Source organism: Fimbriimonadaceae bacterium, assembly GCA_019454125.1.
In the GTDB taxonomy this organism is placed as follows: domain Bacteria; phylum Armatimonadota; class Fimbriimonadia; order Fimbriimonadales; family Fimbriimonadaceae; genus JALHNM01.
The window spans coordinates 1,110,853-1,136,846 of record CP075365.1 but is presented as its reverse complement, the minus strand read 5'-3'; the positions used below and the strand labels follow the sequence as shown (position 1 = coordinate 1,136,846).

Sequence of the window (25,994 nt, the reverse complement as noted above, 5' to 3'; positions counted from 1 at the left end):
GCGGGCTCCGCTCTAAACGAGCCTAGGAACAGAGCGCTCAGTAAATCTGCCGGTGATCGAAAAGAAATATCGACGTTTCATTGCAGAACGGGGTGCGGGAAAGCCATACTCGACCAACCGTCACGATGGGCAGTTTGTCGGACGGCTTTTAGGAGTGCAAATGAACCCCCTTTTCGCAGCGATGCTTGTCCTTGGCCCGAGCGGCTCTTGGGATGTCCGCGTGGAGCGAGTCGGAGCTTGGACTTCGCTCAATATCGGCGGCGGAGCCGCCTTCCACAAGACTCACAACTCGGTCAGCAAACTGACCGTCCACAACCTTCCTGGAACCGCGGGTCGCCTGGCCACCTGGCAAGAATCAGCCGGTAACGAGCAGCGCCAGATGTTCGCCGTCTCCCTCGACGGCACCACCATCAAGCGGGTCGGCGAGGACAGCGGCCTGATCAGGACCGTCCACGGCGATTTCGACCCGACCAAGGGCGCCCTTCCGATGGACTCCGCGCTGCGAGCCGGTGCAAGCGTCAACACGTACCTCGTCCAGTTCCACGGCCAGACCTTGGCCCAGTTCCGCGACGCGATCGTGCGGGCCGGCGGCAAGGTTCTGAACTACGTGCCGGACAACGCTTATGCGGTCATCCTGCCCGAGGGCGCCGTCGAGCAGGTCCGCTCGATGGACTTCGTCCGCTACGTCGGCAAACTTGACCCGGGCCTTCGCCTCCTACCTGAGGTCAAGAAAGACTTCCTCGCGGGCAAGCTCGAGACCAAGCATTACGATATCGTGGTCAGCGGCGACGACGCCCAGCTGAAGGCTGAGGCCACCATGGCGATCAAGCTGCTCGGGGGCAAGATCATCGACTCCCCGCGAGAAGGCCAGGTCATCGAGGCCGAGCTGACGAATGCCCAGGTCGGCAAGGTCGCCGCGATTGACGGCGTCACCTTCGTCGCGCCGACGGGCGAGCCGAGCTCCGACATGGACAACGTTCGCATCGTGAGCGGTGCGAACTACGTCGAGACGGTCGGCAACTATCGGGGCCAGGGCGTGAACATCCACGACATCGACGCCGGTTTCGTCCGAAACCACATCGACTACGCGAGCCGTGTCACGTTCCGCAACAACCCGGGCATCGACTCTCACGGTACGGCGACGCTCGGCACCGTGGTCGGTGACGGCACGGGCAACCCGGCCGCGCGCGGCATGATGCCCCTCGCGAACGGCATCGCCACTCCGTACACAGTCAACTGGTCCGGCCCGGCCCGCCTCGCTCTCACGCAGGACACCGTCAACGTTTTCAACTGCGTCGTCGAGACGAACTCTTGGGGCGACTCGCTCACCGGGTCGTACACCGGCATTTCGAGCTATATGGACGAGATCGTCTTCAAGACCGACCTCGTGATCCTCAACTCGATGTCGAACGCCGCAGGCAACACTGTGGTGCGACCGCAAGCCTGGGGCAAGAACATCGTCGCGATCGGCGGCGTTTACCACTTCAACAACGCGAACCTCGCGGACGACCGCTGGCAAAACGGCGCGAGCATCGGCCCCGCCGCCGACGGCCGCATCAAGCCAGACCTCTGCTTCTACTACGACCAGATCACGACGACATACACGACCTCTCCGAGCGGGTATGGCATCTTCAGCGGTACCAGCGCGGCCACTCCGATGAGCGCGGGCACCTTCGGCCTGGCTTTCCAAATGTGGGGCGACGGCATCTTCGGCAACACGAACCTCGGTTCGACGGTGTTCGACAACCGCATGAAGAACGCCACCGCGCGGGCTCTCATGATCAACACTGCGGCGGCCTACTCGAACCAACAGTTGGACATCGAGCGAAGGGTGCAGGGTTGGGGCTTGCCGAACGTGAAGAACGTTTTCGACAACGCATCCAAGATGCTCGTCGTGGACGAGAACACGAACCTCGAGCAGCTCCAGTCCAAGACCTACCAGGTCTACGTCGCCCCTGGGTCGCCGTCCTTCAAGGCGACCATGGCCTACACCGACTACTGGGCCGTCGCCTTCGCGAACCCCACCAGGGTCAACGAGGTCAGCCTGAAGGTCGTGGCGCCGGACAGCACGGTCTATTGGGGCAACAACGGCATGGGCGGCAGCGCCAATGCCGGCGCGAACGACCTGCCGAACGTGACGACGCCGGGCGGCTCTGCCGACACTCGCAACACCATCCAGAACGTCTTTGTGAACAACCCGCAATCGGGCGTCTGGACGATCGTTGTGACGGCCGACAACCTGCCACAGGACGGCGTTCCGGAGACCCCGGGCGTCATCGACCAGTCCTACGGCCTGGTCGTCTCGGGCGCGGAGGCTCAGGCCCCGGCCGAATCGATCACGGACTTCACTCCGGGTTCGATCGAATCCGGCGGGCTGAGCGAGGTCTATAAGAGCGACAACAGCAAGGTCATCCTGCGCACTCCGTTGCGCGTCGGAGGCAATGCGGTCCTCAACACGGGCACGATCACGACCCACACGGTCAGCGACCCGAACCCGAGTTCGCTCACGCTGGTGGCCGAAGTTGAGACCAACATCGCGAACCTTCCGCTCCGCCTCCGCCTGTTCAACTTCCAGGCTAACGCCTGGGAGAACTTCGAGATGGGCAGCACTCCCCTTTCGAAGGGCCGGTTCTCGGCGAGCCCGACTGGCGATCTGCAGCGGTTCATTGACGGCAACGGTCGCGTCCGCGCCGGGGTCACGGTCGAGCGCAACACGGCCAATCCTGCGCCGACCGTCTGGAAGGCTCGGGTCGACCACGTTCGGCTCTTCATCAACGGCTAACGGAAGACCCGCGATGAATTCGGGCCCGCCTGGTGCGGGCCCGTTTTCGTTTCGCCTGTGCGGTTCGGCCTTGTGCCTGCCACCCGCAGTGGCATAATCCCGGCAGAAATGACGCGCACCCTTCTTCTAGCCGTCCTTGCCTTCGTCTTCGCGGCCCTGGTCGCAGTCGGTTGCACCAGTGAGCCGGCCGCCGATTCCAGCGGGAGCACGACCACCACCGGCACCACCTCCGAGCACGCGGGCGAGACCGAAAAGGCCGACCCCGAAAAGACCGAACCGGAGAAGGAAGGAGCCAAGCCCCTCGCCACCGCGCCTAAGGACGGCGATGAAGTCGGCGTCATCGAGACCCAGGCGGGCCGCATCGTCGTGATGTTCCATCCGGACCGTGCGCCGAACACCGTCACAAACTTTAAAGAGTTGGCCCGCAAGGGTGTTTATAACGGGACCCGTTTCCACCGTGTCATCCCTGATTTCATGATCCAGGGCGGCGACCCGCTTTCAAAGGACTTGAGCCAGGCCGACAAGTGGGGCACGGGCGGCACGGACATGATCAAGGACGAGACGAACGACATCAAGCACGTGCCAGGCGTGCTCAGCATGGCCAAGACCGCCGCTCCGGACACCGGCAGCAGCCAGTTCTTCATCATGGTCGGCACCTCCGAAAACCTCGACGGCGTCCACACCGCCTTCGGCCAGGTGGTCCAGGGCATGGATGTCGTGACCAAGATCGTCGACCAGACCGGCACCCAGGTGAACAACGGCATGGTCGAGCCCGCTAAGGCCATCGTGGTCAAGTCGATCAAGATCGAGAAGTGGCCCATTAAGTAGGCTTCTCGCGAAGCGACCGTCCGGGTGGGACGTCATAATGGCCGATAATGACGACGGCCATAACCACCGTGCTCTTGCTCGCTGCCTTGGGCGTTGCCTCTCAAGACGCCATGCAAGACACGACGACCACCCAGACCGCTCCGTTGACCGCCGCCCCGAACGCCCCGATGCCCAAGGAAGGCGAAGAAGTCGCCGTCTTGCAGACTGACGCGGGCCGGATCGTGATCAAGTTCTATCCCGAGCACGCGCCGCGCCACGTCGAGAACTTCAAGGAGCTCGCGAAGGAAGGGTTCTACGACGGCACGCGCTTCCACCGCTGCATCCCCGGCTTCATGGTCCAGGGCGGAGACCCCTATTCAAAGGACATGGACAAGGTCGCGCAGTGGGGCACGGGCGGCCCTGACAAGCGCGTGAAGAAGGAGTTCAACGATCTGAAGCACACGCGCGGCGTCCTCAGCATGGCCCGCTCGCAAGACCCGGACAGCGCCGGCAGCCAGTTCTTCATCATGGTCGATACGGCCGAGTCGTTGGACCACAACTACTCCGGCTTCGGAATCGTGGTCGAGGGCATGGACGTGGTGGACAAGATCGTGGCCACCGGGGGCCGCACGAACAACGGCATGGTCAGCCCGGAGAAGGCGATCGTGCTGAAGAAGGTCGAGATCAAGGCCTGGCCCCTCGATAAGTAAGTCGGCAGAACGGGGACCGGGAACGCTCCCGGGCCCGTTCCTCACTTCCCTATCCCGACCTGGATCCTCACCACGCCCGCCCGTTCGTGGCGTGCGGTGAGTTCGAAATCCCCGGGGCCCCGTACCACCCATTCAAAGACGGCGAGGTCGTCCGTCTCGTCCATGTGCCAACCGAAGCCGCTCACGGGCACCTCGCTCCAGCCGCGCAACTGACCCTTCTCCTGGCGGATCTCTCCGCTCACGAGCCACTGCGGCACGAGATCGCCCGCCGGGTCGCGCTCCTCGCCGGCGCGGACGATTTCGCCCACAACGCCGCGCGTAAGCTTCTTGCTGGTCGCCATCTTCGTCACGTTCGTGGGCAGCCACCCTGAATTCGCGACGACCATGCGCACCCGCACGACGCCGGGCGCCCCCGCGTCGTCGACCGGCTCCGTCTGGAGCTCGCGCAACACGAGGCGCGGGCCCGTGGCCGCGTGCCAAATCGCCCAATCCGCGAGAGGCGCGACCTCCGCCTCAAGGAAGTCCGGCGGCGGGTTGCGGAAGGCGTAGTGCGGGTCCCAGCCGCCAATCTCCACCTTGCCGAGTTGCGGATGTTCGAACTCGCGCCACTCTTCATGCCCCTTCCCACCAAGCTTCTCGTCGCTCCACTTTAGGAGCTTCACGTCGTCTTCGAACGGGTGGTCGCGGAACCAGTCGATGTACTTGTATTCAGTGATGCCCGCCTGACGTTGCGGAGACCAGATCTCAACCGTCCAGGCGTGCACCCCACGGTGCTCGTACATCCAGTCGTCAAAGACGCCCGTGATGACCTCCTTCGGGTGGTACTTGAACTCGTGGAAGTTGCTGATGGCCGGGTAACCCGTCATCTTTTGGCCCTGCTCGCCGAGGGCTTTGTACGTCCAGATGTCTTCCGGCGGGATGTCGTCGTCGGGCATGCGGCTCGGCGGGCGCAAGAGGACGCCGCTGAACGTGTGGAACGTGATCGCGCCGCAGATGTTCGGCCGCTTCGCGATGGCGTCCACGATCGCGCGGACCTCCGGCTCGCTCGTCGGATAGGGCCCTGCGCCGTACTGCTCGTTCTCCAGCCGCCAGGCGCTTGGGAAGTTTCGGTTCATATCGAGCCCCTCCTTCACGCGCCGGCCCCGCATGGTCACCCCGTCGTAGTTGTGGAAGAGCCCTTCGGGCAACACCCGGAAATAAGTGCCGCCGCTTTCGCCCGGCTCGCGCCGCTTCAGCAGCCTCGGCTCCTCGTCCGCGATCTTCCAGGGGCCGTTATCGTCGCGCACCCTCATGCTTAGGATGCGGCCGTCCCCGTCCACGTCCCGACGCTCCAGCCCGTAGTGGTCGTCCTCGTCGTAGGGGTAGGGCCGGGTCGAGGAGCGAATGATGCGTGGCGTGTCCTCGAGCGCCCACTCCGCCCCGTCCGGGTTGAAGCGCGGCACGAGGTAGAACGCCCGATCGCGCAACACCTCACCGTGCGCCGAGTCTTCGACCAGCTTCTTGAGGATCATGAGCACGGCGGTCGAGGCGCTCACCTCGCTCGCGTGGATGTTGCCGTCGCACCAGAACGCAGGCTTTTCTTCCGCCGGCCCGGTCGCAGGGTCCGTGACCGTCACGAGCCAGATGTCTCGGCCCTCGTGGCTCTTTCCGATCGATTCCAGCCGCACAAGGCCGGGGTTCTCCTCGGCATAGGCGCGGAGGATCGCCGTCAGCTCTGCATAGCGGTAATAGCGGTCGAACCGGACGTCTGGCATGCGCTAAAGTATGCCCCGACCTTCCTTCAACCCATCGCCTTAGGCGCCTTCTTCTTGCTCTTGCTGGCGGTGGTACTGCGGTCGCTCTTCGCGGGTTTAGCCCGGGGCGGCACGGCGGTCGGCTCCTCGGGAGCGGGCAGGGCGGCGGGCTCGGCCGGCTGCGCGGGCGAAGGGTGCCCCAGGGTCGCGCTCAACATCCAGACCGTTTTGCGGTGGGCGTTGAGGCGTCGGGTCATGAGGTCTTCGGTGCTCTCGTCGTCCTCTTTGTCCGCGACGTGGGCGCAGGCATGGACGCGGGCGATCACGCGGTCGTGGCTCTCGACCAGGTCGGCGACCATTTCTCCTGCGCTCAGTGAGGAATCGCCCTCAGAGATGCTGGCCAATCGAAGGAAGTCGGCCATCGTGCCGGGGCTGGCCACCCCCAGTTGCCGGATCTGTTCGGCGATCTCGTCAATGGCGGCGAAGAGCTCGGTGTACTGCTCTTCGAACATTTCGTGCAGCGAGTGGAAGTTCGGCCCGACCACGTTCCAGTGGTAGTTCTGGGTCTTCGTGAAGAGGACGTAGGTATCGGCCAAGACGCCGTTCAGAGCGTCCGAGATCTTCTTGGCGTTCATGCCCGACTTTTACCCCTTTTAGAAAGGACAGCCCCCTCCCGCTTTTCTGCGGGAAGGGGCTGAGGGTCGTTGGGTCGGCCAGGCCTTACCAGCGGCCGCCGCGGCCACCGCGGTCCCGGTCTCGGTCGCGGCCACCGCCGCCGCCTCGACCACCACCGTAGCCACCGCCACCGCCGCCGCCATAGCCGCCGCCACCACCGCCGCCGCTCCGGCCACCGCCGCCACCACCGCCGTAGCCGCCACCGCCGCCGCCGCCATAGCTCTGGCGGGGCTCACGGGGACGAGCCTCGTTCACGGTCAGCGTTCGGCCACCAAACGGTTTGCCATGGGTCGCTTCGATTGCTGCCTCCATCTGCTCCTCGGTCACATCGACGAAGCCGAAGCCTCGCCCCTCAACGATTCGGGCGTTTGAACCGCCGTATTCGGCGAAAAGGTCGGTCAGAGCCGACTCGGTCGTCGTGTAAGGAAGATTTCCCACATACAGGGACTTCGTTGCCATTCTATTTTCCTGGTCACGGACTAAGGCCTCCGCGGCGCCGTTTCGAATCGTGTCGGGAGGGATGCAGGAGAACAGAGCCGGGCGGCTCACTCAGCAAATCACTTGGACGCGAGGCGATACAAAATGATTATACGACTTTTCCAGCCTTCCACTTCAGTCCTGGATTAGATTTATCGCTTGGAGCGAGTTACCATCCAGGTCGTGGAACTCAAGCACGTCCCCCCGGGGAGTACTATGGTCCCGGTTCGCGACCCAAACCCCAGCCCCTCGGAGCCGTCGGCGCAGGTCGCTTAGGTCGTGTGCCGTCAGGCACACCACCCACCCACCGCACGGCGGGGCGAGCCCTGGATCGGACGGTCCGTGCAGGGCAAGCTGCCCGTTATCGAGAGCTTGTCCAATAGTCGCTTTGGGACGAGATCTCCAGGCCAAGGACGTCTCGATAGAAAGCGGTCGAAGCGGCAATGTCGCGAACGCGGACGAAGACGGTGTCAAGGGAAACACCCGGTTCCACGAACTCGTCATACCCGACCCTCCGTCCCGAACTTTGAAGAGTGAGCCCTGAAGGGCCAGAATTACTGAGAGCCATGAGCGATCCGAACAAGACCATGTTGGGCACCCCGCCGCAATCGGACCCGAACAAGACCGTGATGGGCAACGTCACGACGGCGGACCCGAACCGGACGATCATGGGCCAAGCCCCGTCGCTCAACACGACGGTGACGATCAAGCCCGTCCAATGCCCGGTCTGCAAGGCCTTCAACCCGCCCGGGGTCATGTACTGCAACGACTGTGGCCTCATCTTCGAGATGGCTCTGGACGGCGACGCTTTCGGCGCGCCGTCAGTCCGCTTGCCCGTCTTGGTCGACTCTTCCGGCCGCGAGCACCAGCTCCGGCCCGGGGCGAACGTGCTTGGCCGGGCCGGGGACGTCGCCGTTGAGGACACCCGAGTCAGCCGCCGCCATGCTGAGGTCACCGTGTCGCCTGAAGGGCTCACCATCGCGGACCTGGGCTCGACCAACGGCACCGCGGTCAACGGCGCCCGCCTGGGCGAAGGCGAGAGGAAGCCGGTCGCCAGCGGCGACAAGGTCTCCCTCGGCGGCTTCGAGTTCACCGTCAGCACCCCCGGCGAGAGTTCGAAGACGATCCAGGCGCTAAGCGGCAAGACGGTCTCCATCTCGGCCGCGCCGACCACCTCCGCCGCAGTCGCTTTCTTGGACGTCGACGGGCTGGAGACCCCGCTCGAACTGGGAACCTACACCTTCGGCCGCAAGAGCGAGAACGACATCGTCGTCTCGGACCCCTACGTCAGCGGCCGGCACGGGCAGATCGATGTGACCGAGGAGGGCGTGTTCCTCACCGACACCGGCTCGACGAACGGCACCTTGCTGAACGAGGCCAAGCTGACCCCGAACATGCGGACGAGGTTCGGCCAGGAAGACGTCGTACGCTTGGGCGCGAAGGAGATCCGGATCCGGTTCAAGAAGTGACCGCGGGCTTGCCAGAACCAGGGAAAGGGGATACTAGCGACAAGCCGCCGATGGACGAGATCACCGCCGAGTATCAAGTCGCCCAGATCGCCCCGGACGTCGAACTCCGAGTCCGCTCCCGCACCACGGTCGGAGCCAAGTCGGACCTCGGCCGCGTCCGCGAGAACAACGAGGACAAGTTCGAGTTCTACATCCCCGAGGATGTGGCACGCCTGGCAGCGCGCGGCCTTGCCTTCGTGGTGTGCGATGGGATGGGCGGGCACGAGGCTGGGCAGATCGCGAGCGAACTCGCCTGCAAGACCTTCCTCGACGTTTACTACAGCCACCCGTCGCAAGAGCCCGAGGCCGCGATCCGTGCCGCTGTCTCGGCCGCGAACCGCTTCGTGGTGGACGTGGCGCGTGCGGTCCCTTCCCGTCGCGGCATGGGCACGACCCTTTCCGCCCTGATGCTTGTCCAGGACCAAGGCTATATCGCCCAAGTCGGCGACTCCCGGGTCTATCGCCTCCGCGATGGCGAGCTTCAACAGCTCACCCACGACCACACGTGGGTCGAGGACATGGTCCGCCTGGGCGCGATCAGTCGCGAGGAGGCCGAGCGCCACCCAAACCGCCATGCCCTCACGCGGGCGATCGGAGCCGAGGAGAGCGGCGAGCCCGACGTGCTGACCTTTGCTTTGCAGGAAGGTGACGTCTACCTTCTCTGTAGCGACGGCCTGACGAACCACGTGAAAGACGCGGAAATCTTCCAGGTCCTCTCCGAATGCGGGCCGAGCGAGGCCTCGTGGCGTCTCGTTTCCTCGGCGTTGATCGATGGCGGCAGCGACAACACGACGCTCATCGTTGTGCGGGTCGACGCACTCGAACCGGCCTAGGCGAGGCGGGGGCCAGGAGTCGGGAAGACGATCCGGAACTTCGAGCCTTCTCCCAACCGGCTGTCGATAGAGAGCTTCGCTCCGAGGGCCTGGACAAGGTCCAATACGACTTTCGTGCCAAGCCCGCTGCCTTCCGACCGGGTCCAACCGCTCGCCGCAGCCCCGCCGAGCACGGCGCGGATCGCCCCAGGGGACATGCCCGGGCCAGTGTCCTCGACTTCCAGCACCTGGCCGTCCGCCGACTTCGTCACGCGGAGGACGACTCGGCCCACCGGCTCTTCGTCCGACCGGTGCCGCGCGAGCCACTCGTCCGTCAAGGTCTCGCTCACCGCCTTGATCGCGTTGCCGACCAGGTTCTCGACGATGCGGATCACGAAGAGGTCGTCGCAGTCGATCTCAGGGAGGGTGTCGTCCACCTCGTACTCTATGAGGACCCTGACGCCGCGGGCTTGCGACTCCAAGTATTGGGCGCTCTCCCGGGCGATGTGGCCGAGCGAGACCTTGCGGAACTTGGGCTCCAGCTTCTTGCCGGCGGCAAGGTCGTTGATGAGCCTCGCATAGCGGAAGACACGCTCGGAGTACGGCGCGAAGACGTCTTCGAACGTCGTCTCGAGCATGTCGAGGTAGAAGCACGCCTTCGGCGGGGTCGGCACCTCGGCCATGGCCTCCTTGAGGCCATCCAGGTTCCTGCGGAAGTCGGCGAGGAACGTAGTGAGCACGCCCGCCTTGTTAGCGAGGTCGTGGGCGGCACGCCCCATCCCTTCGAGCGAGGCGACCCGCGTCTGCTGCGCGAGAAGCCGGGAATTGATGATCGCCAGGGTCGAGACGTCGGACACCGTGTCCAAGACGGCGGAGTCGTTCTCGTTGAAGTTGCCGTTCCGCTTGTTCACCAGCTGGACGACGCCGATGGCGTCCCGCCCCGCGATCGCGAGCGGCACGGTGATCATCGTCCTCACGGTGAGCCCGGTCTTCTCTCGGATCCTGAGCCGGTGGGGGTCTCCTTCTCGCGGGAAGCTGCTGATCACGGTCTTGCCAGAGCGGAAGACTTCTCCGGCCACGCCGTAGTCCTCCGGGATGTCCAGGCGCTCCAGGCGCTGGGCCACCTCGTCCGGAGACACGAACGCGAACTTGAGCTTATGGTTGACCGGGTCGTGGATGTAGATCGTCCCGCCCTCGGCACCCACCGCCTGCACGCAGATCTCGAGGACGTCGCGCAGGACGGACTCAAGGTCGGCGGAACTCGCCAACTTTTGGGCAGCTAGGTGGACCGCCTCGAGGAGGCGGGTCGATTCGGAGAAAGTGGTCATTGCCAAGCTTGGGCCTTTAGTCCTCAATGTTCAACGCGAATCATGACCTACAGGTTCCTGGACGCGCCCGGTTCTGCGGATGATTCCCTTAAAAAACAAACGATCTTTATCCGCCTCGCAGGAAAAGCCCGTCAAGGTTAGTGTCCGAACGCAGGCCGTTCGCCGCGACAAAGACCGCGCGGTCGCCCGTCAGAACGATCCGCTCCACCCTGTCAAAACCCCTGGGGATCCCCGCTACCCCCGATACCAGACTCACCACAAGCGGCTTCGATGGATCGATGTCGGCAAACGTGGGGACGCCCCGCTGTTGGAAAAGGTTCGGCACGACGCTCCCCCGAAGCCCGAAATCAAAGTAAGCCATCGTTTCGCACAGGGCCAAAACCCTTTTGAACCGGCCCGAAAACGGGGGGTAGTGCCGCCCTCCGTTGGTAAAGCCGACAACCGTGCTCGGTAAAACCGACAAGTCCTTAATCTGAAAGTAAAGGAATCCCTGCTCCGGGAAGGCGCAAGCTGTCCACCCGATCCCGTCCTCGGCCGGCGAGCCCAACTGGATCCTGTCGTCGTAGCCTTCGCGGCCAGGGACGGTCGTGAGGTCCAGCATCTCCCCTGTGATGCCTTCCACCCGCTCCAATTGGGCGAACGTCGAGCCGGGCTCCAAGAACGAGTAACCGCCTCTGGCCGGATCCTCGCCTGCGGGGCAGACCTGCCCCAGGCGGAAAGGCGAGGTCGAGAGGTTGCCCACGGTCGCGCAACTCAAGAGCGCGTGGCTGCCATAGCTGATCGGGCCGGAAAGGCCGAAGACCGCCGTTCGCTGGTAGACCGTGTTCCCCACGAGGCGGATGGAGCGGTGCGCCCGCCAAGGCCGGATCTTTCCATCGAGGACGAGCTCTAGCCGGTCGTCGGACGCGGCGTCGAGCGTCCAGGCCTTGTTCCCAGTCTCCCCGTGGCGCGGGTGGTCCTCGCCCAAGTATGGGTCGCCGATGCCCCCGAAGGGCATCGCGAAGAAATCGCCGCGGAGGGCTTGGACCACCTCGGGAATCCCCGTTGCGTCCTCCTCAGCCCACGGCGCGACGAGGAACGGGGACACCTTCTGTCCTTCGACCTCGAACTCGACCGGGCCGAGCATGGCCCCCTTCTCGGTGACCCAGCCGCTCGCCGTCTTGCTGTTGATCGGCCAGCTCGGTTGCCCTCGGTGCGCTTGTGGCTCTTTCGACACCCGCTCGCGAGTGTAGCCGTTCGAACCGGGGTATGAAAGCGTGCGAATGCTAACCGCCTTCGTTACGGTCGGATTCTTGAGCCAGCAGATCGTGATCGACCACGTCCTCGCGGTCGCCCAGACGTCTTCGCGGACGCGCACCCCCTTCCCTGCGGACGCCCTCGCCGAGGCCGTCGCCCGCGAACAGTTCAAAGCCCCGCGCGAGGGCGAGACGGTGGAGGGCCCGACTGGCCGGGCTCAATGGAAGAAGCTCTCGGCGAAGGCGGACGACTGGTTCGAGGACGAGGCGCTCGTGGGCGGATATGTGTTCTTCGAGCTCGACTCTGCCCGCGAGCAGACGATGGTGCTGGACGCTGCCGGACACGCCATGGTCTATGTGAACGGCGTCGCCCGAGGCGGCGACGTCTATGCGGACGGCACCGTAAAATTACCAGTCAACCTCCGGAAGGGCAAGAACTGGTTCCTGGCACCCGTGGGCCGTGGGCGGTTCCGTGCCCGCCTCGTGCCGGCGGCGGCGCCCGTCTCGGTGCTTGCCGACGATCCCACGTTCCCCGACTACCAAGTAGACCGCTCGGAACGCAAGTGGGCGGCCGCCGTGGTCCAGAACGCGACCGACCAGTGGCGTACGGTGACCCTGCAAGCGCGCGTCGGCGATCAAGAGGGCCCAAAGCGGACGGCCGTCCTCGGCCCTTTGACCAACCGCAAGTTGGCACTCGAACTGCCTGCGTTCACCCCTTCGGCGGCCGGCCCGGTGCCGACCACACTGACCCTCACTTCGCCGGGCATGCCCGAATCGAAGCCGGAGTTCACGCTCGCGGCGCGGGCGCCCGGAGAGCGCTACAAGGTCACCTACCAGAGCGACATCGACGGCAGCGTCCAATACTATTCTGTCGTGCCCGCATTCGGCGAACGGCGGCCTGGGCGCGCGCTCGTTCTGAGCATCCACGGCGCGGGGGTCGAGGCGACCAGCCAGGCCGGAGCCTACGGTCGCAAGGACTGGGCGGACATCGTTTGCGCCACGAACCGGAGGCCGTACGGATTTAACTGGGAGGATTGGGGGCGCCTGGACGCCTACGAGGCGCTGGCCGACGCGGAGAGCCGGTTGCAGCCCGACCCCAGCCAAATCTATCTGACCGGCCACTCGATGGGAGGTCACGGCACCTGGTACTTGGGACTGACCGACCCGGACCGGTGGGGCGCGATCGCACCCTGCGCGGGGTGGATCTCGATGTGGACCTACGCGAACGCGATCGACTATCCGGACCCGACGCCCGTGGAGGCGCAACTGCGGCGGGCGGCGAACGTGAGCGACATCCTGCTCAACCTTCGGAACGCGTCGGCCTTCGGGGTCTACGTGTTGCACGGGGCCGAGGACGAGACCGTGCCCGTATCGGAAGCGCGGACCATGCGTGAAAAGCTGGCCGAGTTCCACCGCGACGTCGACTGGCACGAGGAGCCAGGCGGCAGCCACTGGTACGACCACAGCGACGACCCCGGTGCGGACTGCATCGACTATCCTCCACTGTTCGAATTCTTCCGTCGGCACCGCCGCGCGCTGGATACCGACCGCGTGGTGTTCTCGACCGTTTCCCCCGCCGTTAACTCGAAGTGCCATTGGGCGGAGGTCTATAACCAGGAGCGGCCCCTCGAGGTCAGCAAGATCGATTTGACGCTGGGCTTGGGTTCTGTCCGCCTGCGCGGGACGACCTCGAACGTCCGCACGCTCTGCCTCGATACGGAGCGGCTCTTCATGGGCGAGACCGCTTTGGCGGAGCTCGACGGACAGGATCTGACCCTTCCTCGCGTGGGCCCCAAGACTTGGCTCCGGCGAGACTCGAACGGCGCCTGGAGAGTCGCCGAGGAACCGGTCGGCGAGAAGAGCCCGGCGGCTTACGGCGGGTTCAAGGACGTCTTCCGCCACCGCTTCGCGCTAGTGGTGGGGACTGGCGGCACCCAGGGCGAGTCCGAGGAGATCTATAACCGGGCGCGCTACGACGCCGAGGTCTGGTGGCCCAGGGCGAACGGTGACGCAGAGATCGTCCGCGACATAGACGTGGACCCTCAGAAGTTCGCCGACCGGAACCTTGTCCTCTATGGCGGCCCGACGACGAACCGCCTTTGGAACACCTATTTGGATAAGTCACCGATCAATGTTCAGACTGGGCGGATCATGATAGGCACGAAGGCCCAAGTAGGAAAACTGGCCTGTCTAGTGGCCTTGCCGAAGGTTGGACGGCAAGGTCGGTTGGTCGGCGCGGTGGGAGCGGGCGACGTGTCTGCCTTGCGCGCGACCACGCGCTTAACCTATTTGGCGGCTGCAACGCACTTCCCGGACTGGGTCGTGACGGGTTTTGAGGCGGTCGGCGAGGGCACCGGAAAGGTCGCGGACGCCGGGTTTTTCACGCCTGACTGGAAGGCTCCGAATTTCTAGACAGGCTCTACCCGTCTCGCGGATCAATTATTGGAGCTGTAATAGAACAGCTTTCGCGAGGCGAAACCGGAAGGCAGCGAGCGCTGCATGACGCGGTGCTCAGCGGCCGCCTTTCGACAAGACTCGCAGACTGCGACGTGCTTCTCCACCTCGTCCTTCTCTTCCGGATCCAACTCGTCGCACGCGTAGAGGTAGAGAAGGTCGAGGACGTCCTGGCAGAGGATTTTGGGCTCAGGATCGGTGGTACGGCGCTGATTCATGGTCAATTTTGAGTGAAGGAGTCCGACTTCCTAATCTAGATACGTGACGTACAGCCAACATTCCGCGAGAGTCCGTCGATTTTAAAGACTGCGACTTCGCTTACAGGACTCTTTGTATCTGCCTGGGCGAAATGTGACTGCTATTATGTTACTTGTCCAATAACCAGGGACGTATGCTGGGGTCCACGCCCTGGGGCCCCCTCCGAGATTTTTGCGAGTGTTGAAAAATCGCGGTCGCGAAGCGTCACTTTCGGCCCCCCAAGAGTCAATACTCTCACGAGCCACAGTGGTCTGCGTGGGGAACCGGCGCAAGTCGGACGCACCGCTGTTTAAGGGGTTCTTGCTTGTGGGGTTCATATGCTAGGAGTTCAGGAACAGGGCATACCTGCCCGTTGGTTGGAGCAATACGCTCTCGGCGACCGTCACTCTGGTGAGCGGCTCGCCGAACACTTTCGCGCCGTTCTTCGTCGTCGGTTTTCTGCGCTTGGTCTCAACTCGAACGATGTTGAAGACCTCGTACAGGATTGCGTCACCCTTATCTTTGACGCCTTGGGCGACTTCGACCAGAGCAAGGGGTCCCTGGACGCCTGGCTTTCCGGTTTCGCGCGCAACGTGGCGCGCTCTTGGTGGCGAGGCGTCTATGCCCGTCGCGAGAGCGAGACCGCGTTTGACGTCGTCCCCGAAATGGCCTCGCCCGATGGAGTCGACCTCGCGGGCAGCGGGGCGCTGGAGACGGCGCTCAGCTCGCTGAGCCCGATAGACGTCGAGCTCCTGCAAATGCGGTTCGGCTTCGGCTATTCCTTCGACGAGATCGCGCACATGTCGGGCTTGACTCCTGTGAACGCGCGCAAGCGCGTCTCCAGGGCTGTCGAGGCGCTTCGTCAGAACCAGGGGTTGCGCCAGGAATTCGGTTTCGCAGTCTAAGTCCAATCGAGATTCGTTCAAGTTGCCAGCCTTCGGGGCTGGCTCTTTTTTTTGCCTGCACTTTTGTCTGTCATGTGGAAAACTGACGTCACAAAAGGCGCGCTATTTGACAATCAAAGAGCGTGGTAGTCCTCAGATAGCGGGGGACACCGAAATGGCAAGTGCGAGGGCGCGATTCCTACGCACAAAAGCCCAAGGTTCGCTGGTCGGCGCTTGTACCTCTCTGCCGGCCAGCACTTTTTGGACGAGGGCAAGTGAGAGGATAGTTCTGAGGCTGGGACTATTGCTGTGGCCGCGCGGCACGCAGCAAGAAACCCGCTTTTTGCACGGTACCGAGAATCCGGTGCCGAACCGAAGATTTGGCGGAAGCGGCTGGTCCTCTGGCGAGGCCGCAACGATTCGACTGCGACGGCTGAGCGACAGATTCGGCAAAACGCCGCGTGGAGAAAGCAGGTTGCCGATCGGGGTTCGTTACCTCTCCCCCGGTCGACATTTTTTTGCGGGGACGCTCTCAGCGCCCCTTCGTCATCGATTCCACCGCTGCCACGGTTGCGTCGATCGCCGCCCGGACACTGGCCTCGTTCAGGTTCGGCCCCTGGTGAGACCCGGGGTCGGCTACCTCGAAGGAGTGGTCGCCCGGCAGTTCGGTCACGATCGCGCCGCTCGGCACCCCTGCCAGAAAGGCCGCTCGCACGTCAGCCGGCGCCCCAACTGCGTCGTCTGTAGGGATGATAAAGGCGAGGGGCCTCGTCGCCTCGCCAATCCCCGGATAGTTGCGCCGGGCCTCGCGAGCGGTCGGCCACGACGGAGCGGTGATGACGAAACCCGCCAGCCAAGGCGTCTTCTGGAAGACCCGCCAACCCACGACGCTGCCGAGCCCTTTGCCGACCACCACCACGCGGGCCTTGTCGACGCCGGGGTGGATGTTGAGGTGGTTCACGGCCGCCTGGCACTGCGCCTCTTCGCTTTCGAGCTGGCCCGAGGGCCTCGCCCCCTGGATATAGAAGTGCCAGTCCATCGTCATGACCAGGTAGCCCTTGCGAACCAGCTCGTCCTTCGCCCTGGCGATCAAGGGCTCGCTCATGGGGTAGGCCGCGTCCGGTGCGAAAAGCACGGCCGGGGCCTTGTCTAGATGGGGCGGCTTGGTCACGTAAGCCGTGAACAGGGCGCCGTTCGGCATGCGCAGGGTGAGCGTCTCGTCTGGCCCGGCAAGGGTGAGCGCAAGGGCAAGCGGCGCGATCATTTGGTCGGAAAGTACCTCCTCTAAGGCAGACGATACTTCTCGATGATCGCTACGGCGTAATCGCGGTCCTTCCAGCCCAGGATCTCCACCTGCTTGTTCTCGAGTTGCTTGTAGACCTCGAAGAAATGGACGATCTCGGCCAGGGTGTGAGGGTTCATGTCCGCCAGGGTCCGGCGCGGGTTGAAGCGCGGGTCGCGCGTGGCGACGCAGAGCAGCTTCTCGTCTGGCAGGCCACCGTCCCGCATCTCCAGCACGGCCACGGGACGGGCGTCCACGACCACGCCGGGATATGTCGGACGGGAGACCAGCACGAGCGCGTCGACCGGGTCGCCGTCTTCATAGAGGGTCTGCGGCACGAACCCATAGTCGGCGGGATAGTGGAGCGGGGAAAAGAGCACTCGGTCCAGCCTCATCACACCGAGCTCTGGATCCATCTCGTATTTGTTCTGGCTCAGACGAGGGATCTCGATGATGACGTTGACCTCGTCTGGAGCCCGATGGCCAATCGGTACGGTCAGGAGCGACATGCGGCCCTTAGCGTACCGTCCCACGCTTCCCTAAACCTTGCCGATCCCCAAGTTGCCCGGGCTAAGCGCCCGGGGCCGCACGCCCCGGCCGCTGGCGCTCGAACTTTATGCGGCGGAAGATCGGCACCGCGAAGATGACGATGCCGGACACTGAAAGCACGAAGAGGCCCGCCGCCACCACGGGCAGCAGCCACTCGTTCGCGCCCTCGCTGAAAAACGACATGTCGTGGATGTCCTCCAGCAACTGGTCGTTCCGGCGGCCCGTGGAGAGGACGTCCGCCGTCAGACCGCAGACCTGCGCCTCCAAATAGTTGTCCTTGGAGATCAGCTTGTAAACGTTCTTGTCCGCGTGGTACTCGAACCGGTCGAGGTCGTCGATCGACTGGATTTCGGGGTGCCCAAGGGCGACCACCGCGTCGACCGCCTTCTGGACCGAGACGACCTCAGAGAGCGATTGGACCTCGCCGCCGCTCATGGTCGGGGGCCGCACCCAATCCAGCTTGGCCTTGATCGCGAGGAGGAAGCCCGTCGCGGAGATGAGGGCGAGGAAGAGGGAGCACACCAGACCGACCCATTTATGCAGGGTCCTCAGCCGTCGGAACATCTGTCTAACCTTACGCTGAAGCCCTCGCGGCTTGCAGCAGCTTCCACAGAATGTGCGCGTAGATGCGGCTCATTTTGTGGAGGCTCTCGATGGCCAGCCGCTCGTCCGTCTCGTGGGCGGCGCCGTCCCCCGCCCAGCCCGTGCCGATGCTCACCGTGTTGCCGATGGCGCGGGCATAGGTGCCGCCCCCCATCGCCCCGGGCTCCTTGCGCTGCCCGGTCTCGGCCTCGACCACGTCCACAATCGTCGCGACGAGCGGATGGTCAAGCGGGAAATAGAGCGGGCGGCTGTCCGATGACTCGACCAGCTTCGCCTCCAAGTGCTGCAGCTTCTTCAAGCCCGCTTCGCACCGACCGGGGACTTCCTGGGCGGACCAAGTCACCGGGTAGCGCACGTTGAACATCATGCGGACCTTGCCCGCGTTCATCCCGATGACGCCAAGGTTGTTGGTCAGCGCGCCGCTCTCCGCGTCCGCTCCGGTGATGCCGAGCCCCTCCCCACCAGGGTGGATCATGGAGAGCAGGTCCTCGAACGCATAACGCTCCAAGGGCGGGGCGATCTCGCGGGAAGCCCGAAAGACGCGGGCGGCGGCGTTGTCGCCCAAGTGCGGCGTCGATCCGTGGGCGGCCTTGCCGCTCGCCTTCAGGACCAGGTCTTCGCCCTCCCACCGAAAGACGACGTTCTTGTCCCAGAGTTCGGCCAGCAGGGGCCCGACCACCTTCCGATTGGCGCGGAACCGGGCGGTGCAGGAATCCATGACGATGTTGCCGCGTTGGCCGCCCGAGACCTCCAGCAAGGTGAGCTCTCCGCTCGGCGGGACGACTTCGACGTGAAGGTTCGCAATGCCCTTTTCCGCATGGTAGAGGGGCCAGCCGGAATCCGGCGCGACCCCGAAGGTCGGCGCGGCCTCAGTCTTCGTATAGTGGTGTAAACAGCCGAAACCGGATTCTTCGTCGCAGCCGAACCACTGGCGGAGACGTGCGCCGGGATCGCCCACCACCGCTTGGATCGCGCGGCAGGCATAGAAGCTCGCGATCGTCGGGCCCTTGTCGTCGACCGCACCACGGGCGTAGACATAACCGTCCTCGATCACCGCGCCGAAGGGGTCGTGAGCCCAGCCGTCCCCCACGGGAACAACGTCCAAGTGGCCGAACGAAGCCACCTGGGCCTCGCCGGAACCGAACTCGGCCCACCCGCAGTGCCCTTCCATGTCGACCGTCACCATCCCGCTCTCGTTGGCCAGGGCGAGCATAAAGTCCAGCGCCTTCCGGTTCGCGGCGCCGTAGGGCGCGTTCGGCTCGGGATCCGCCTTGAGCGAAGGAATGTTGAGCAGAGAGCGGAAGTTTTGCAGCAGCTCGTTCTCGTGGTCAGCCAGCCACGCATGAAGGCGCCCGACGGTCTCGTCAGCCATGAGACCTTTTTACCTTTGCCCAAAAGGAGACCCTGGCGCTCCAAAAGAAAACTCCCTGGAACCCCGTCGAGGGGGCCAGGGAGTAGGAGGCGCGGACAGCCCGGGCGACAAATGTGGGCCGCCGCGCTCCAACCAAGATATTCCCAGTACCCGGTCGTAACGCCCTGTTATCCATACCGGGAAAACGGCAAAGTGACAGAATGTTAAGGTGGTGGGACACAACCGCAGGTCAAGGGACTGCCACAGAGCCGAAGGACCGGCATTTGATCACTCGATTCGAAGTACCCCAAAGTGCCCGAACGTCTACAAATCGCGGACCCCTGCCGACCAGGCAGTGAACTGTTCTCATACCGGCCCCGTCTGGGCCCATTGGACGTTGTCCAATGCAAGCGACTTCGAAAGGTTCCGGTCCTGCGCCCCTCCGGCGAGGCGGGTTCCAAATGCCCCTCGCAATTTTGCGACCGGCATGAATCCCAGGACCCAACGGAACATTTCACAGCCCGTTCGCATCGTAATAGACGGCATGGTTAATAGGTCGCACCCGAGCGCTACCCGCGTGGGACGCCGGGCCTTCCGCCCGCTTATCGTTCGTACCGCCTTCTGCGGGACTGGGCGTCTGCTGGCGGCGAGTCGGACCTGGCCGTGCCGCCACCCGAGCCTGGGCACTAGATCCGGGACAGGGGGGCACGGATCGTTTGTACGGCGCCATAACCGGGGCTTCGCTCCTAAACCACCGCTAAACCGGCAAAGCGTCTTAAAAAATCGGGGCAGATCATCTCAGATTTCTGGGGTGACATGGAAAGAGACCGGCAGGCGGCAAATCAACTCGAAGCGAGGGATGGGTTAATGGCAATGCCAGGTACGAGCAGATCCAGTGATAGCCCCCGGGGCGTGCGACTCACGCCGACGGAGGTTAAAGTCTTGAGCCTAATCGCTCAAGGTCATAGCAGTCAAGAAGCGGCCGATCGAATGGTCGTTTCCAAGAGAACGGTGGACTTCCACCTTGCAAACATCTATCAGAAGTTGCAGGTGAACAACCGAGTCCAGGCTTTGCGCGCGGCGACGCGACTTGGCTTGATCCCGTTTGAGCCGTTTTTCGGCCACACGCAGGGCGAATCGTAGGGTCCTGACAGGCGCTACGGTTCCACGACGGAACGGGGCTCGACCGCAGTAGGTCGAGCCCCGTTCTTTTTACTGGCACCCTCTTGTCAGGCCACGGTGCCAAAATCGGCCCGTGTTCCAGGGCGCCCTCCGTGATCGGCCGCTCTCCCCGCCGGAGTGGCTCGAGGCCGCTTTGGATTGGGTCTATCCCCGCCGCTGCTGCCTCTGCGAGTCCCTTGGCGTCGAGCCGATCTGCGAAAGGTGCCGCCTAGAGTTCCCGGTCTGGCAAGACCGGTTGGGCGCGCCGCACGGTCCCCTCGACTGGTCGTACGGCCTCTATCCGTATTGGGGTCGGGCCTCCCAAGCCGTTCGGAGGCTGAAGTACCAAAGGGAGACCGCGCTCGCGCGGCCCTTGGCGGCAGAGCTTGCCGCAGCTCGGGCGGCCCTGCCGTACCACGACATGGTCGTGCCCGTACCGATCCACCAGAGCCGCCACCGGGAACGGGGCTTCAACCAGGCCGAGCTTCTGACGGAGGGCATGCCGGACAAATTGGTCTCCTGGGACTGCTTGGTCCGCATCCGCAAGACCCGCCCCCAGGTGGAGCTCAGCGCGGCCGAGCGCCTCAGCAGCCTGCGGGACGCCTTTCGGGCCGACCCCCAAGCGCTGAACCGGCACGTCCTTCTCGTCGACGACGTCTTGACCACGGGCGGAACGGCCGTGGCTTGCGCCAGTGCCCTCAAAATTGCGGGGGCGGCAAGCGTCGGCGTGCTCACCTATTGCGTCGGAAACTAACCGTGGGGGATGAGCAGGCCGTACCCGCCCCCGTCAAGCTTATAGAGGAGCTCGGTCTGCTGGGAATCTTGGTTTCGGAAGAGAAAGAACGGATGGTCGCCAAGTTCGATCTGCAGGATCGCTTCCTCCACCGACATCGGCTTCATCGAGAAGCGACGCTCCTCGCGGACGTCGCCGACCTCCTCGTCTTCCAGGGGGACGGACTCGACTTCCTCTAGGGCGGTGGCCACCGCGCGGCCCCGCTTCTTGTGGGCGTCCACGAGCCGCGTCTTCAGGCGGCGGAGCCGGTTCTCCATCTTGTCCGCGATCCTGTCTATCGCGGCGTGGGTGGTGGTCTCCGTCTCGCTCGCGTGAAGGTAAAGCCCGTCTGCGAAGACGGTCACTTCGATGCGGTGCCCCCGTTTCTCCTCGCGGTGCACCATCTCGACCTTGTCGGCGGCGGAAAAGTAGCGGTCGAGTCGCCCCAGCTTCTTGGCGGCGTACTCCTTGTCCTTCTCGGTCAAGTTGCCTTCGGCGTTCCGGACGAGTAACTCCATGTCCCTAGTTTCTCACACGACGGGCGATCGTGGCTGTGGCGAAACATGCGATCCCTTCGCCGCGGCCGATCGAGCCCAATCCTTCGTTCGTGGTGGCCTTGACGCTGACTCGGTCGACGGTCGTCCCCAGGCCGTCTGCGATCGCCAACCGGATCTCTTGGGCGCGGGCCATCACCTTTGGGCGCTCCGCGACCACGGTCGCGTCGACATGGTTGATCCGCCAACCCTGCTCTTGGAGGAGCTTCGCGGCGTGGGCCAGGAAGGTTCGAGAGGGAGCGTTGTGCCAGCGCATGTCCGTGTTCGGGAAGTGCTGGCCGATGTCGCCAAGGGCTGCCGCCCCGAGGAGGGCGTCCACGACGGCGTGCAGCAGCGCGTCCGCGTCCGAGTGGCCCTCCAACCCTGGACGAGAGTCGAACTCCACCCCGCCGAGCCAGAGGGGCCGGTCGGGGTCCTGCGAGAAAGCGTGGACGTCATAGCCCATGCCCGTCCGCGTCTCAAAGGGGCCGGCAAGACGGTCCAGGTCCCCAGACAAGGTGACCTTCAGGTTCGCGGGATCGCCCTCCACGGCGACGACCTTACCGCCCGCGGCCTGGAAGACGGCGGCGTCGTCGGTCATGGTCGCAAAGTCTGTGGCCGCATAGGCCGCGAGGGCCTTGGACCGCCGCACACCCTGCGGGGTCTGCACGGCCAGCACCCGGCTACGGTCCACAGCGGAGAAGCCGTCCGTCTCGACCAGCCGCAGGGTGTCCGTGACGGGCACGCCGGGAAAGGCACAGTCCGCATCGGCCAGCGCCTGCACCACCCGCTCGACCAGCGCCTCTGAGACGTTGGGCCGGGCCGCGTCGTGCACCAGGACGTATTCAAAGGCCTCTGGGACGGCCAGGAGGCCCCGCAAGGCGCTCTCTTGCCGGGAATCCCCCCCGGGCACTAGAAAGGCCGCGTCTCGCGCCCAGGGGCGGTATTCCGGTTCTCGCCCCGGGCCGCAGACGACGCCCACGGCCGAGACCTGCGGCATCTGGAGAAAGCGGCGGAGGCTGGCGGTCCAGAGCGGCGCGCCGTCCAGCTCTTGCCAAAGCTTGTCCGCGCCAAAGCGTTCGGACCGGCCCCCGGCCAGCACGATGGCGCAGACCGGGGGCTCAGCGCTCATGCCGGGCGCCCGGTTTGCGTCGGACAGGTTCGTTCGTCGGGGTCTCCTCGTCCATCTCGGCGAACATCATCTTGCCGCGCTCAGTTTGGATGACCTGCGTCACGGAGACCGTGACCAACTCCCCGATGAAGCGCTTGCCCTGCTCGACGACGACCATGGTGCCGTCGTCGAGGTAGCCCACGCCTTGCCCCGCCTGGTTCCCCTCCCGGATCATGCTGAGCTCCAGCTTTTCGCCGGGCAGGACGGTCGGGCGCAGGGCCAAGGCGAGGTCGTTGATGTTCAGCACCCGGACCTCCTGGATGCTTGCCACCCGGTTCAAGTTGTAATCGTTGCTCACCAAGTCTGCGCCGAGGGCCTTCGCAAGCCGCACCAGGCGGCTGTCGACCGGTTCGCGGTCGTCGCCGGCGAGCTTGTCGTGAGTCCCCACCTCGACCGGAAAGTCGGACTGGAGATGGCGGAGGACGTCCAGGCCGCGCCTTCCCCGCTGCCGCCGCAAAGTGTCCGACGAGTCTGCGATGTGCTGGAGCTCCAGCAATACGAACCGGGGTACGTAAAGCTCGCCCTCCAAGAAGCCCGTCCTTGCGAGGTCGTAGATGCGGCCGTCGATCAAAACGTTCGTGTCGAGGACCTTGACCCCCGTCCGCCGGACTTTCCGGTTCCCGGTCTGCCAGGGCAAGACGTCCTCCATCGATCGCAGGGCATAGACGGTGAGGGCGCTCAGGCCGATCGTCAGGCCGAACGTGAGGAGCGGCGCAATGACGTTGCCGAGGCTTCCAAAGGCGAACAGGAACGGCAGCGAGGCGACGACCCCAAAGAAAATGCCCACGAAGAGGGTCACCTTGGATCCCGTGTCCATGCCCTCCCAACGTGTCGCCAGGGCCCCAAGGCCGCGCCAGACCAGGGTGCCCGTCACGGCGCCAAGGACGGCGCCGAAGAGAGCAAGCGCAACAAGGACCGAGGGGTTCTGTGAGCCACGGTAACCGGTCTGGTCTTCCACCGCCGCCGAGTTGCCCCCTGCCTGGTCGATGCTCTGCAGCTCGAAGATCACGGGCAGCTGCAATTCCGAATCGATGAAGACGTCGCTGATTTGGCCCGGCTGCAGCTTGAGCAACGGCGCCAAATCCGGTCGCTCGCGGATCTTTTTCTCCGAGAAGCCGACGGTCGTCGGGTACTTCTCGCTTTGGTAACGGTCGATCGCCTGGCCGAAAGTGAGTTCCTTCGAGCGGACGGCGTCTTCCGCGCTGCGCGCCATCTTCAGCCGCTCTTCGGCAGACTTTGTGGGGTCGCCGAAGACGATGCGACGGAAGTGGAACGTCTCGATGTCGACAGCCGCGGAAGTTTGCTCTTTAACCTGCGAAGTCGTTGTGGAGGACCGGACAGATTCGAAGATCATGTCCAGCACGGCCGGCATGCCCGTCACCGAGAGGAACGCCCCCAAGAGGGCGAACGCAGCGATGACGAAAAGCCGCATATCCTTCATTTCTCGTCACCCTGAGCTTGAACCTCCAAGACCTGAATCTTGGCGCCGTCCAAAAGAAAGGACGTAAACGCCTCCCCGACGGTGCCCTCCCGCACCTTTATATGCGTGGCATCGATCAAGGAGCGGCTCCGCGTGGAGTCCAGCCCGATCCATCGGTTCTCGATCAGCGCCTCGACCCAGGCGTGGTAGTAGAAGGCCCCGGCCCCGTAGACCAGCCCACTCACAAGCCTCGCTGGGATTCCGTTCGAGCGGAGGATCGTGGCCAGGACTATGGCGTGGTCGCGGCACACGCCTTCCCCGCTGCTCCAAATCTCGGTCGCGTCCCGCAGGACGCTGATGCCCGCGTTGGCCTCCACGCGGTTATGGACCATCTTTCGCAGGCTCTCCGCCACGACCCACTTGGAGCCGTCTGCCCGCGCGGTCTCGTGGGCCAGCGACCGGAAGGTCGCGTTCCCGACCGGGACATAGGTGTCTTCGGAGAGCCACTTTGCGGGGCTCTCCTCCGATTTCGGCCCTTCGCCCGGCTTGACCGGGTGGACCTCGACGATCCAGCCGTCGCCGTCCTTCGTCACGGTCTGGTGGGCGTCGCTCGGCAAGTTTGCAAGGTCGACACCCGTGACCCTCACCTTCACGCGGGTCGCGGAGAGGTAGCCGTCGATGCTCCGGTCCGGCACGATCGAGCTCGCCGTCGCGATATCGACGTCGTTGCCCAACCCAGCCAGGGCATGCTCCCGAGTTTCGGGCCGCAATTCCATGCCGAAGGGGCCGACCGCTTTGATGAAGTCCCCTTTCGGCGAGAGGTAGACGGTCAAGGGCGCGCGCGGGTCTTCCACCCGCACCACGGTCGCCTGGACTTCCCCGGCTTCAGTCTGAAGCGCCTCGTGTCCAGCGACCCGCACCTTCGTTTCCAAAAGGGTCAGGGTGTTCGGGTCGAAGACGTGGACGGTCGTGGAACCTACGAAGCCGTTTTGGAGGAGCGGCGCCATGGGGTCTTCGACCAGCCGCGCGCCGGAAGGAATGGGGATCGTCTTCTTGGAGGTCGTCTCGCCGTTGGACGTGGTCGCGACGATCTCCTTTTCGCCGAACTCCGCGTCCACATGCTGGACCCGTCCGCCGCTCTCGGTCTTGGACTGCATCCGAGTGATGCGCCCCGAGCCGTCCTGCCATGTTTTCGTCACGACCGTCATGGCAAGTTGCGCCCCCAGGAGCCGGCCGTCGATCACCTCCGTGCTCTCGGTGACTTTGCCGCTCCCCTCGGGCCGCGAGATGTGGCTTGCGTAGCCAATCTTCTTGTTGTTGAGGTAAACGCCGAGCCACTCCTCGCCCGCCCAAGAAAGGGCGGCGAAGGCGACGAGCACAATTGCGGACCAGATTCGGCTCATGGCGTTTATCTAGCAGTGTGACGGATTCCGAAGCGGAGGCGATCCACCCAATTGGGCCAGAAGGCGAACCGTCGCTCCTAGGTACGGTGGAAGCGGGAAAAGGCTTA

Annotated in this window: 23 protein-coding genes and 1 pseudogene; 9 read left to right on the top strand and 15 right to left on the bottom strand. The window is 64.4% G+C overall.

Annotated features, from left to right (window positions below):
* Positions 1-160 precede the first annotated feature (160 nt).
* From KF733_05610 to KF733_05600, 3 genes are all read left to right on the top strand, one after another.
* The gene (locus KF733_05610; GenBank protein ID QYK56956.1) at positions 161-2,782 is read left to right on the top strand and encodes a S8 family serine peptidase; all 2,622 of its coding nucleotides are present in this window, start codon (positions 161-163) and stop codon (positions 2,780-2,782) included.
* 108 nt (positions 2,783-2,890) lie between these two features.
* Positions 2,891-3,610, top strand: coding sequence for a peptidylprolyl isomerase (locus tag KF733_05605; protein QYK56955.1), 720 nt, complete (start codon positions 2,891-2,893; stop codon positions 3,608-3,610).
* A gap of 167 nt (positions 3,611-3,777) precedes the next feature.
* Positions 3,778-4,299: a peptidylprolyl isomerase gene (locus tag KF733_05600; protein QYK57157.1), complete on the top strand. Its 522-nt coding sequence runs from the start codon at positions 3,778-3,780 to the stop codon at positions 4,297-4,299.
* Between the two features lie 41 nt (positions 4,300-4,340).
* On the opposite strand, the gene KF733_05595 is transcribed toward KF733_05600, so the two are convergent.
* The 4 genes and pseudogenes from KF733_05595 to KF733_05580 form a co-directional block, all read right to left on the bottom strand.
* On the bottom strand, positions 4,341-6,053 hold the full coding sequence (locus KF733_05595; GenBank protein QYK56954.1) for a hypothetical protein: 1,713 nt from the start codon (positions 6,051-6,053) through the stop codon (positions 4,341-4,343).
* 26 nt (positions 6,054-6,079) lie between these two features.
* Complete coding sequence (locus tag KF733_05590) at positions 6,080-6,667, bottom strand: DNA starvation/stationary phase protection protein (GenBank protein ID QYK56953.1); 588 nt, start codon at positions 6,665-6,667, stop codon at positions 6,080-6,082.
* 298 nt (positions 6,668-6,965) lie between these two features.
* Positions 6,966-7,166, bottom strand: a pseudogene (locus KF733_05585) (hypothetical protein).
* 379 nt (positions 7,167-7,545) lie between these two features.
* On the bottom strand, positions 7,546-7,677 hold the full coding sequence (locus KF733_05580) for a VOC family protein (GenBank protein ID QYK56952.1): 132 nt from the start codon (positions 7,675-7,677) through the stop codon (positions 7,546-7,548).
* Positions 7,678-7,750: 73 nt separating this feature from the next.
* On the opposite strand from KF733_05580, the gene KF733_05575 reads away from it, so the two are divergent.
* Entirely contained in the window at positions 7,751-8,653 is a 903-nt protein-coding gene (locus tag KF733_05575) for an FHA domain-containing protein (protein QYK56951.1), read from the top strand.
* 50 nt (positions 8,654-8,703) lie between these two features.
* Entirely contained in the window at positions 8,704-9,525 is an 822-nt protein-coding gene (locus KF733_05570; protein QYK56950.1) for a Stp1/IreP family PP2C-type Ser/Thr phosphatase, read from the top strand.
* On the opposite strand, the gene KF733_05565 is transcribed toward KF733_05570, so the two are convergent.
* Together KF733_05565 and KF733_05560 are read right to left on the bottom strand one after the other, a co-directional pair.
* On the bottom strand, positions 9,522-10,832 hold the full coding sequence (locus tag KF733_05565) for a GAF domain-containing sensor histidine kinase (protein ID QYK56949.1): 1,311 nt from the start codon (positions 10,830-10,832) through the stop codon (positions 9,522-9,524). The genes KF733_05570 and KF733_05565 overlap by 4 nt on opposite strands.
* 106 nt (positions 10,833-10,938) lie before the next feature.
* Positions 10,939-12,048 carry a hypothetical protein gene (locus KF733_05560; protein ID QYK56948.1) on the bottom strand — a complete coding sequence of 370 codons (1,110 nt, stop codon included), beginning with the start codon at positions 12,046-12,048 and terminating at the stop codon, positions 10,939-10,941.
* Between the two features lie 46 nt (positions 12,049-12,094).
* Between KF733_05560 and KF733_05555 the strand changes: the two genes are divergently transcribed.
* Entirely contained in the window at positions 12,095-14,479 is a 2,385-nt protein-coding gene (locus KF733_05555) for a prolyl oligopeptidase family serine peptidase (GenBank protein QYK56947.1), read from the top strand.
* A gap of 23 nt (positions 14,480-14,502) precedes the next feature.
* Here KF733_05555 and KF733_05550 read toward each other — a convergent pair whose 3' ends face one another.
* A complete protein-coding gene (locus tag KF733_05550; GenBank protein QYK56946.1) occupies positions 14,503-14,739 on the bottom strand; it encodes a zf-HC2 domain-containing protein in 237 nt (78 codons plus the stop codon).
* A gap of 396 nt (positions 14,740-15,135) precedes the next feature.
* Between KF733_05550 and KF733_05545 the strand changes: the two genes are divergently transcribed.
* The gene (locus tag KF733_05545; protein ID QYK56945.1) at positions 15,136-15,663 is read left to right on the top strand and encodes an RNA polymerase sigma factor; all 528 of its coding nucleotides are present in this window, start codon (positions 15,136-15,138) and stop codon (positions 15,661-15,663) included.
* A gap of 511 nt (positions 15,664-16,174) precedes the next feature.
* On the opposite strand, the gene KF733_05540 is transcribed toward KF733_05545, so the two are convergent.
* The 4 genes from KF733_05540 to KF733_05525 are packed head-to-tail and all read right to left on the bottom strand — an operon-like array spanning position 16,175 to position 19,448.
* Positions 16,175-16,906, bottom strand: coding sequence for a hypothetical protein (locus KF733_05540; protein QYK56944.1), 732 nt, complete (start codon positions 16,904-16,906; stop codon positions 16,175-16,177).
* A 20-nt stretch (positions 16,907-16,926) separates the two neighbouring features.
* A complete protein-coding gene (locus KF733_05535) occupies positions 16,927-17,457 on the bottom strand; it encodes an inorganic diphosphatase (protein QYK56943.1) in 531 nt (176 codons plus the stop codon).
* Positions 17,458-17,494: 37 nt separating this feature from the next.
* Positions 17,495-18,037: a PepSY domain-containing protein gene (locus tag KF733_05530; protein QYK56942.1), complete on the bottom strand. Its 543-nt coding sequence runs from the start codon at positions 18,035-18,037 to the stop codon at positions 17,495-17,497.
* A 10-nt stretch (positions 18,038-18,047) separates the two neighbouring features.
* Positions 18,048-19,448, bottom strand: coding sequence for a Sapep family Mn(2+)-dependent dipeptidase (locus tag KF733_05525; GenBank protein QYK56941.1), 1,401 nt, complete (start codon positions 19,446-19,448; stop codon positions 18,048-18,050).
* A 921-nt stretch (positions 19,449-20,369) separates the two neighbouring features.
* Between KF733_05525 and KF733_05520 the strand changes: the two genes are divergently transcribed.
* Both KF733_05520 and KF733_05515 read left to right on the top strand, forming a co-directional pair.
* Positions 20,370-20,570, top strand: coding sequence for a helix-turn-helix transcriptional regulator (locus KF733_05520; GenBank protein ID QYK56940.1), 201 nt, complete (start codon positions 20,370-20,372; stop codon positions 20,568-20,570).
* A gap of 112 nt (positions 20,571-20,682) precedes the next feature.
* The gene (locus KF733_05515) at positions 20,683-21,342 is read left to right on the top strand and encodes a ComF family protein (GenBank protein ID QYK56939.1); all 660 of its coding nucleotides are present in this window, start codon (positions 20,683-20,685) and stop codon (positions 21,340-21,342) included.
* Here KF733_05515 and raiA read toward each other — a convergent pair.
* Genes raiA through KF733_05495 form a run of 4 tightly spaced genes read right to left on the bottom strand, consistent with a single transcriptional unit; the run spans position 21,339 to position 25,887 of the window.
* Complete coding sequence (gene raiA, locus KF733_05510) at positions 21,339-21,878, bottom strand: ribosome-associated translation inhibitor RaiA (protein ID QYK56938.1); 540 nt, start codon at positions 21,876-21,878, stop codon at positions 21,339-21,341. The two genes, KF733_05515 and raiA, sit on opposite strands and share 4 nt — an antisense overlap.
* Before the next feature lie 4 nt (positions 21,879-21,882).
* A complete protein-coding gene (gene ispF, locus KF733_05505) occupies positions 21,883-23,025 on the bottom strand; it encodes a 2-C-methyl-D-erythritol 2,4-cyclodiphosphate synthase (GenBank protein QYK56937.1) in 1,143 nt (380 codons plus the stop codon).
* Complete coding sequence (locus KF733_05500; GenBank protein ID QYK56936.1) at positions 23,015-24,496, bottom strand: TRAM domain-containing protein; 1,482 nt, start codon at positions 24,494-24,496, stop codon at positions 23,015-23,017. Before KF733_05500 ends, ispF begins: the two co-directional genes overlap by 11 nt.
* Before the next feature lie 5 nt (positions 24,497-24,501).
* A complete protein-coding gene (locus KF733_05495; GenBank protein QYK56935.1) occupies positions 24,502-25,887 on the bottom strand; it encodes a lasso peptide biosynthesis protein in 1,386 nt (461 codons plus the stop codon).
* Positions 25,888-25,994: the final 107 nt, after the last annotated feature.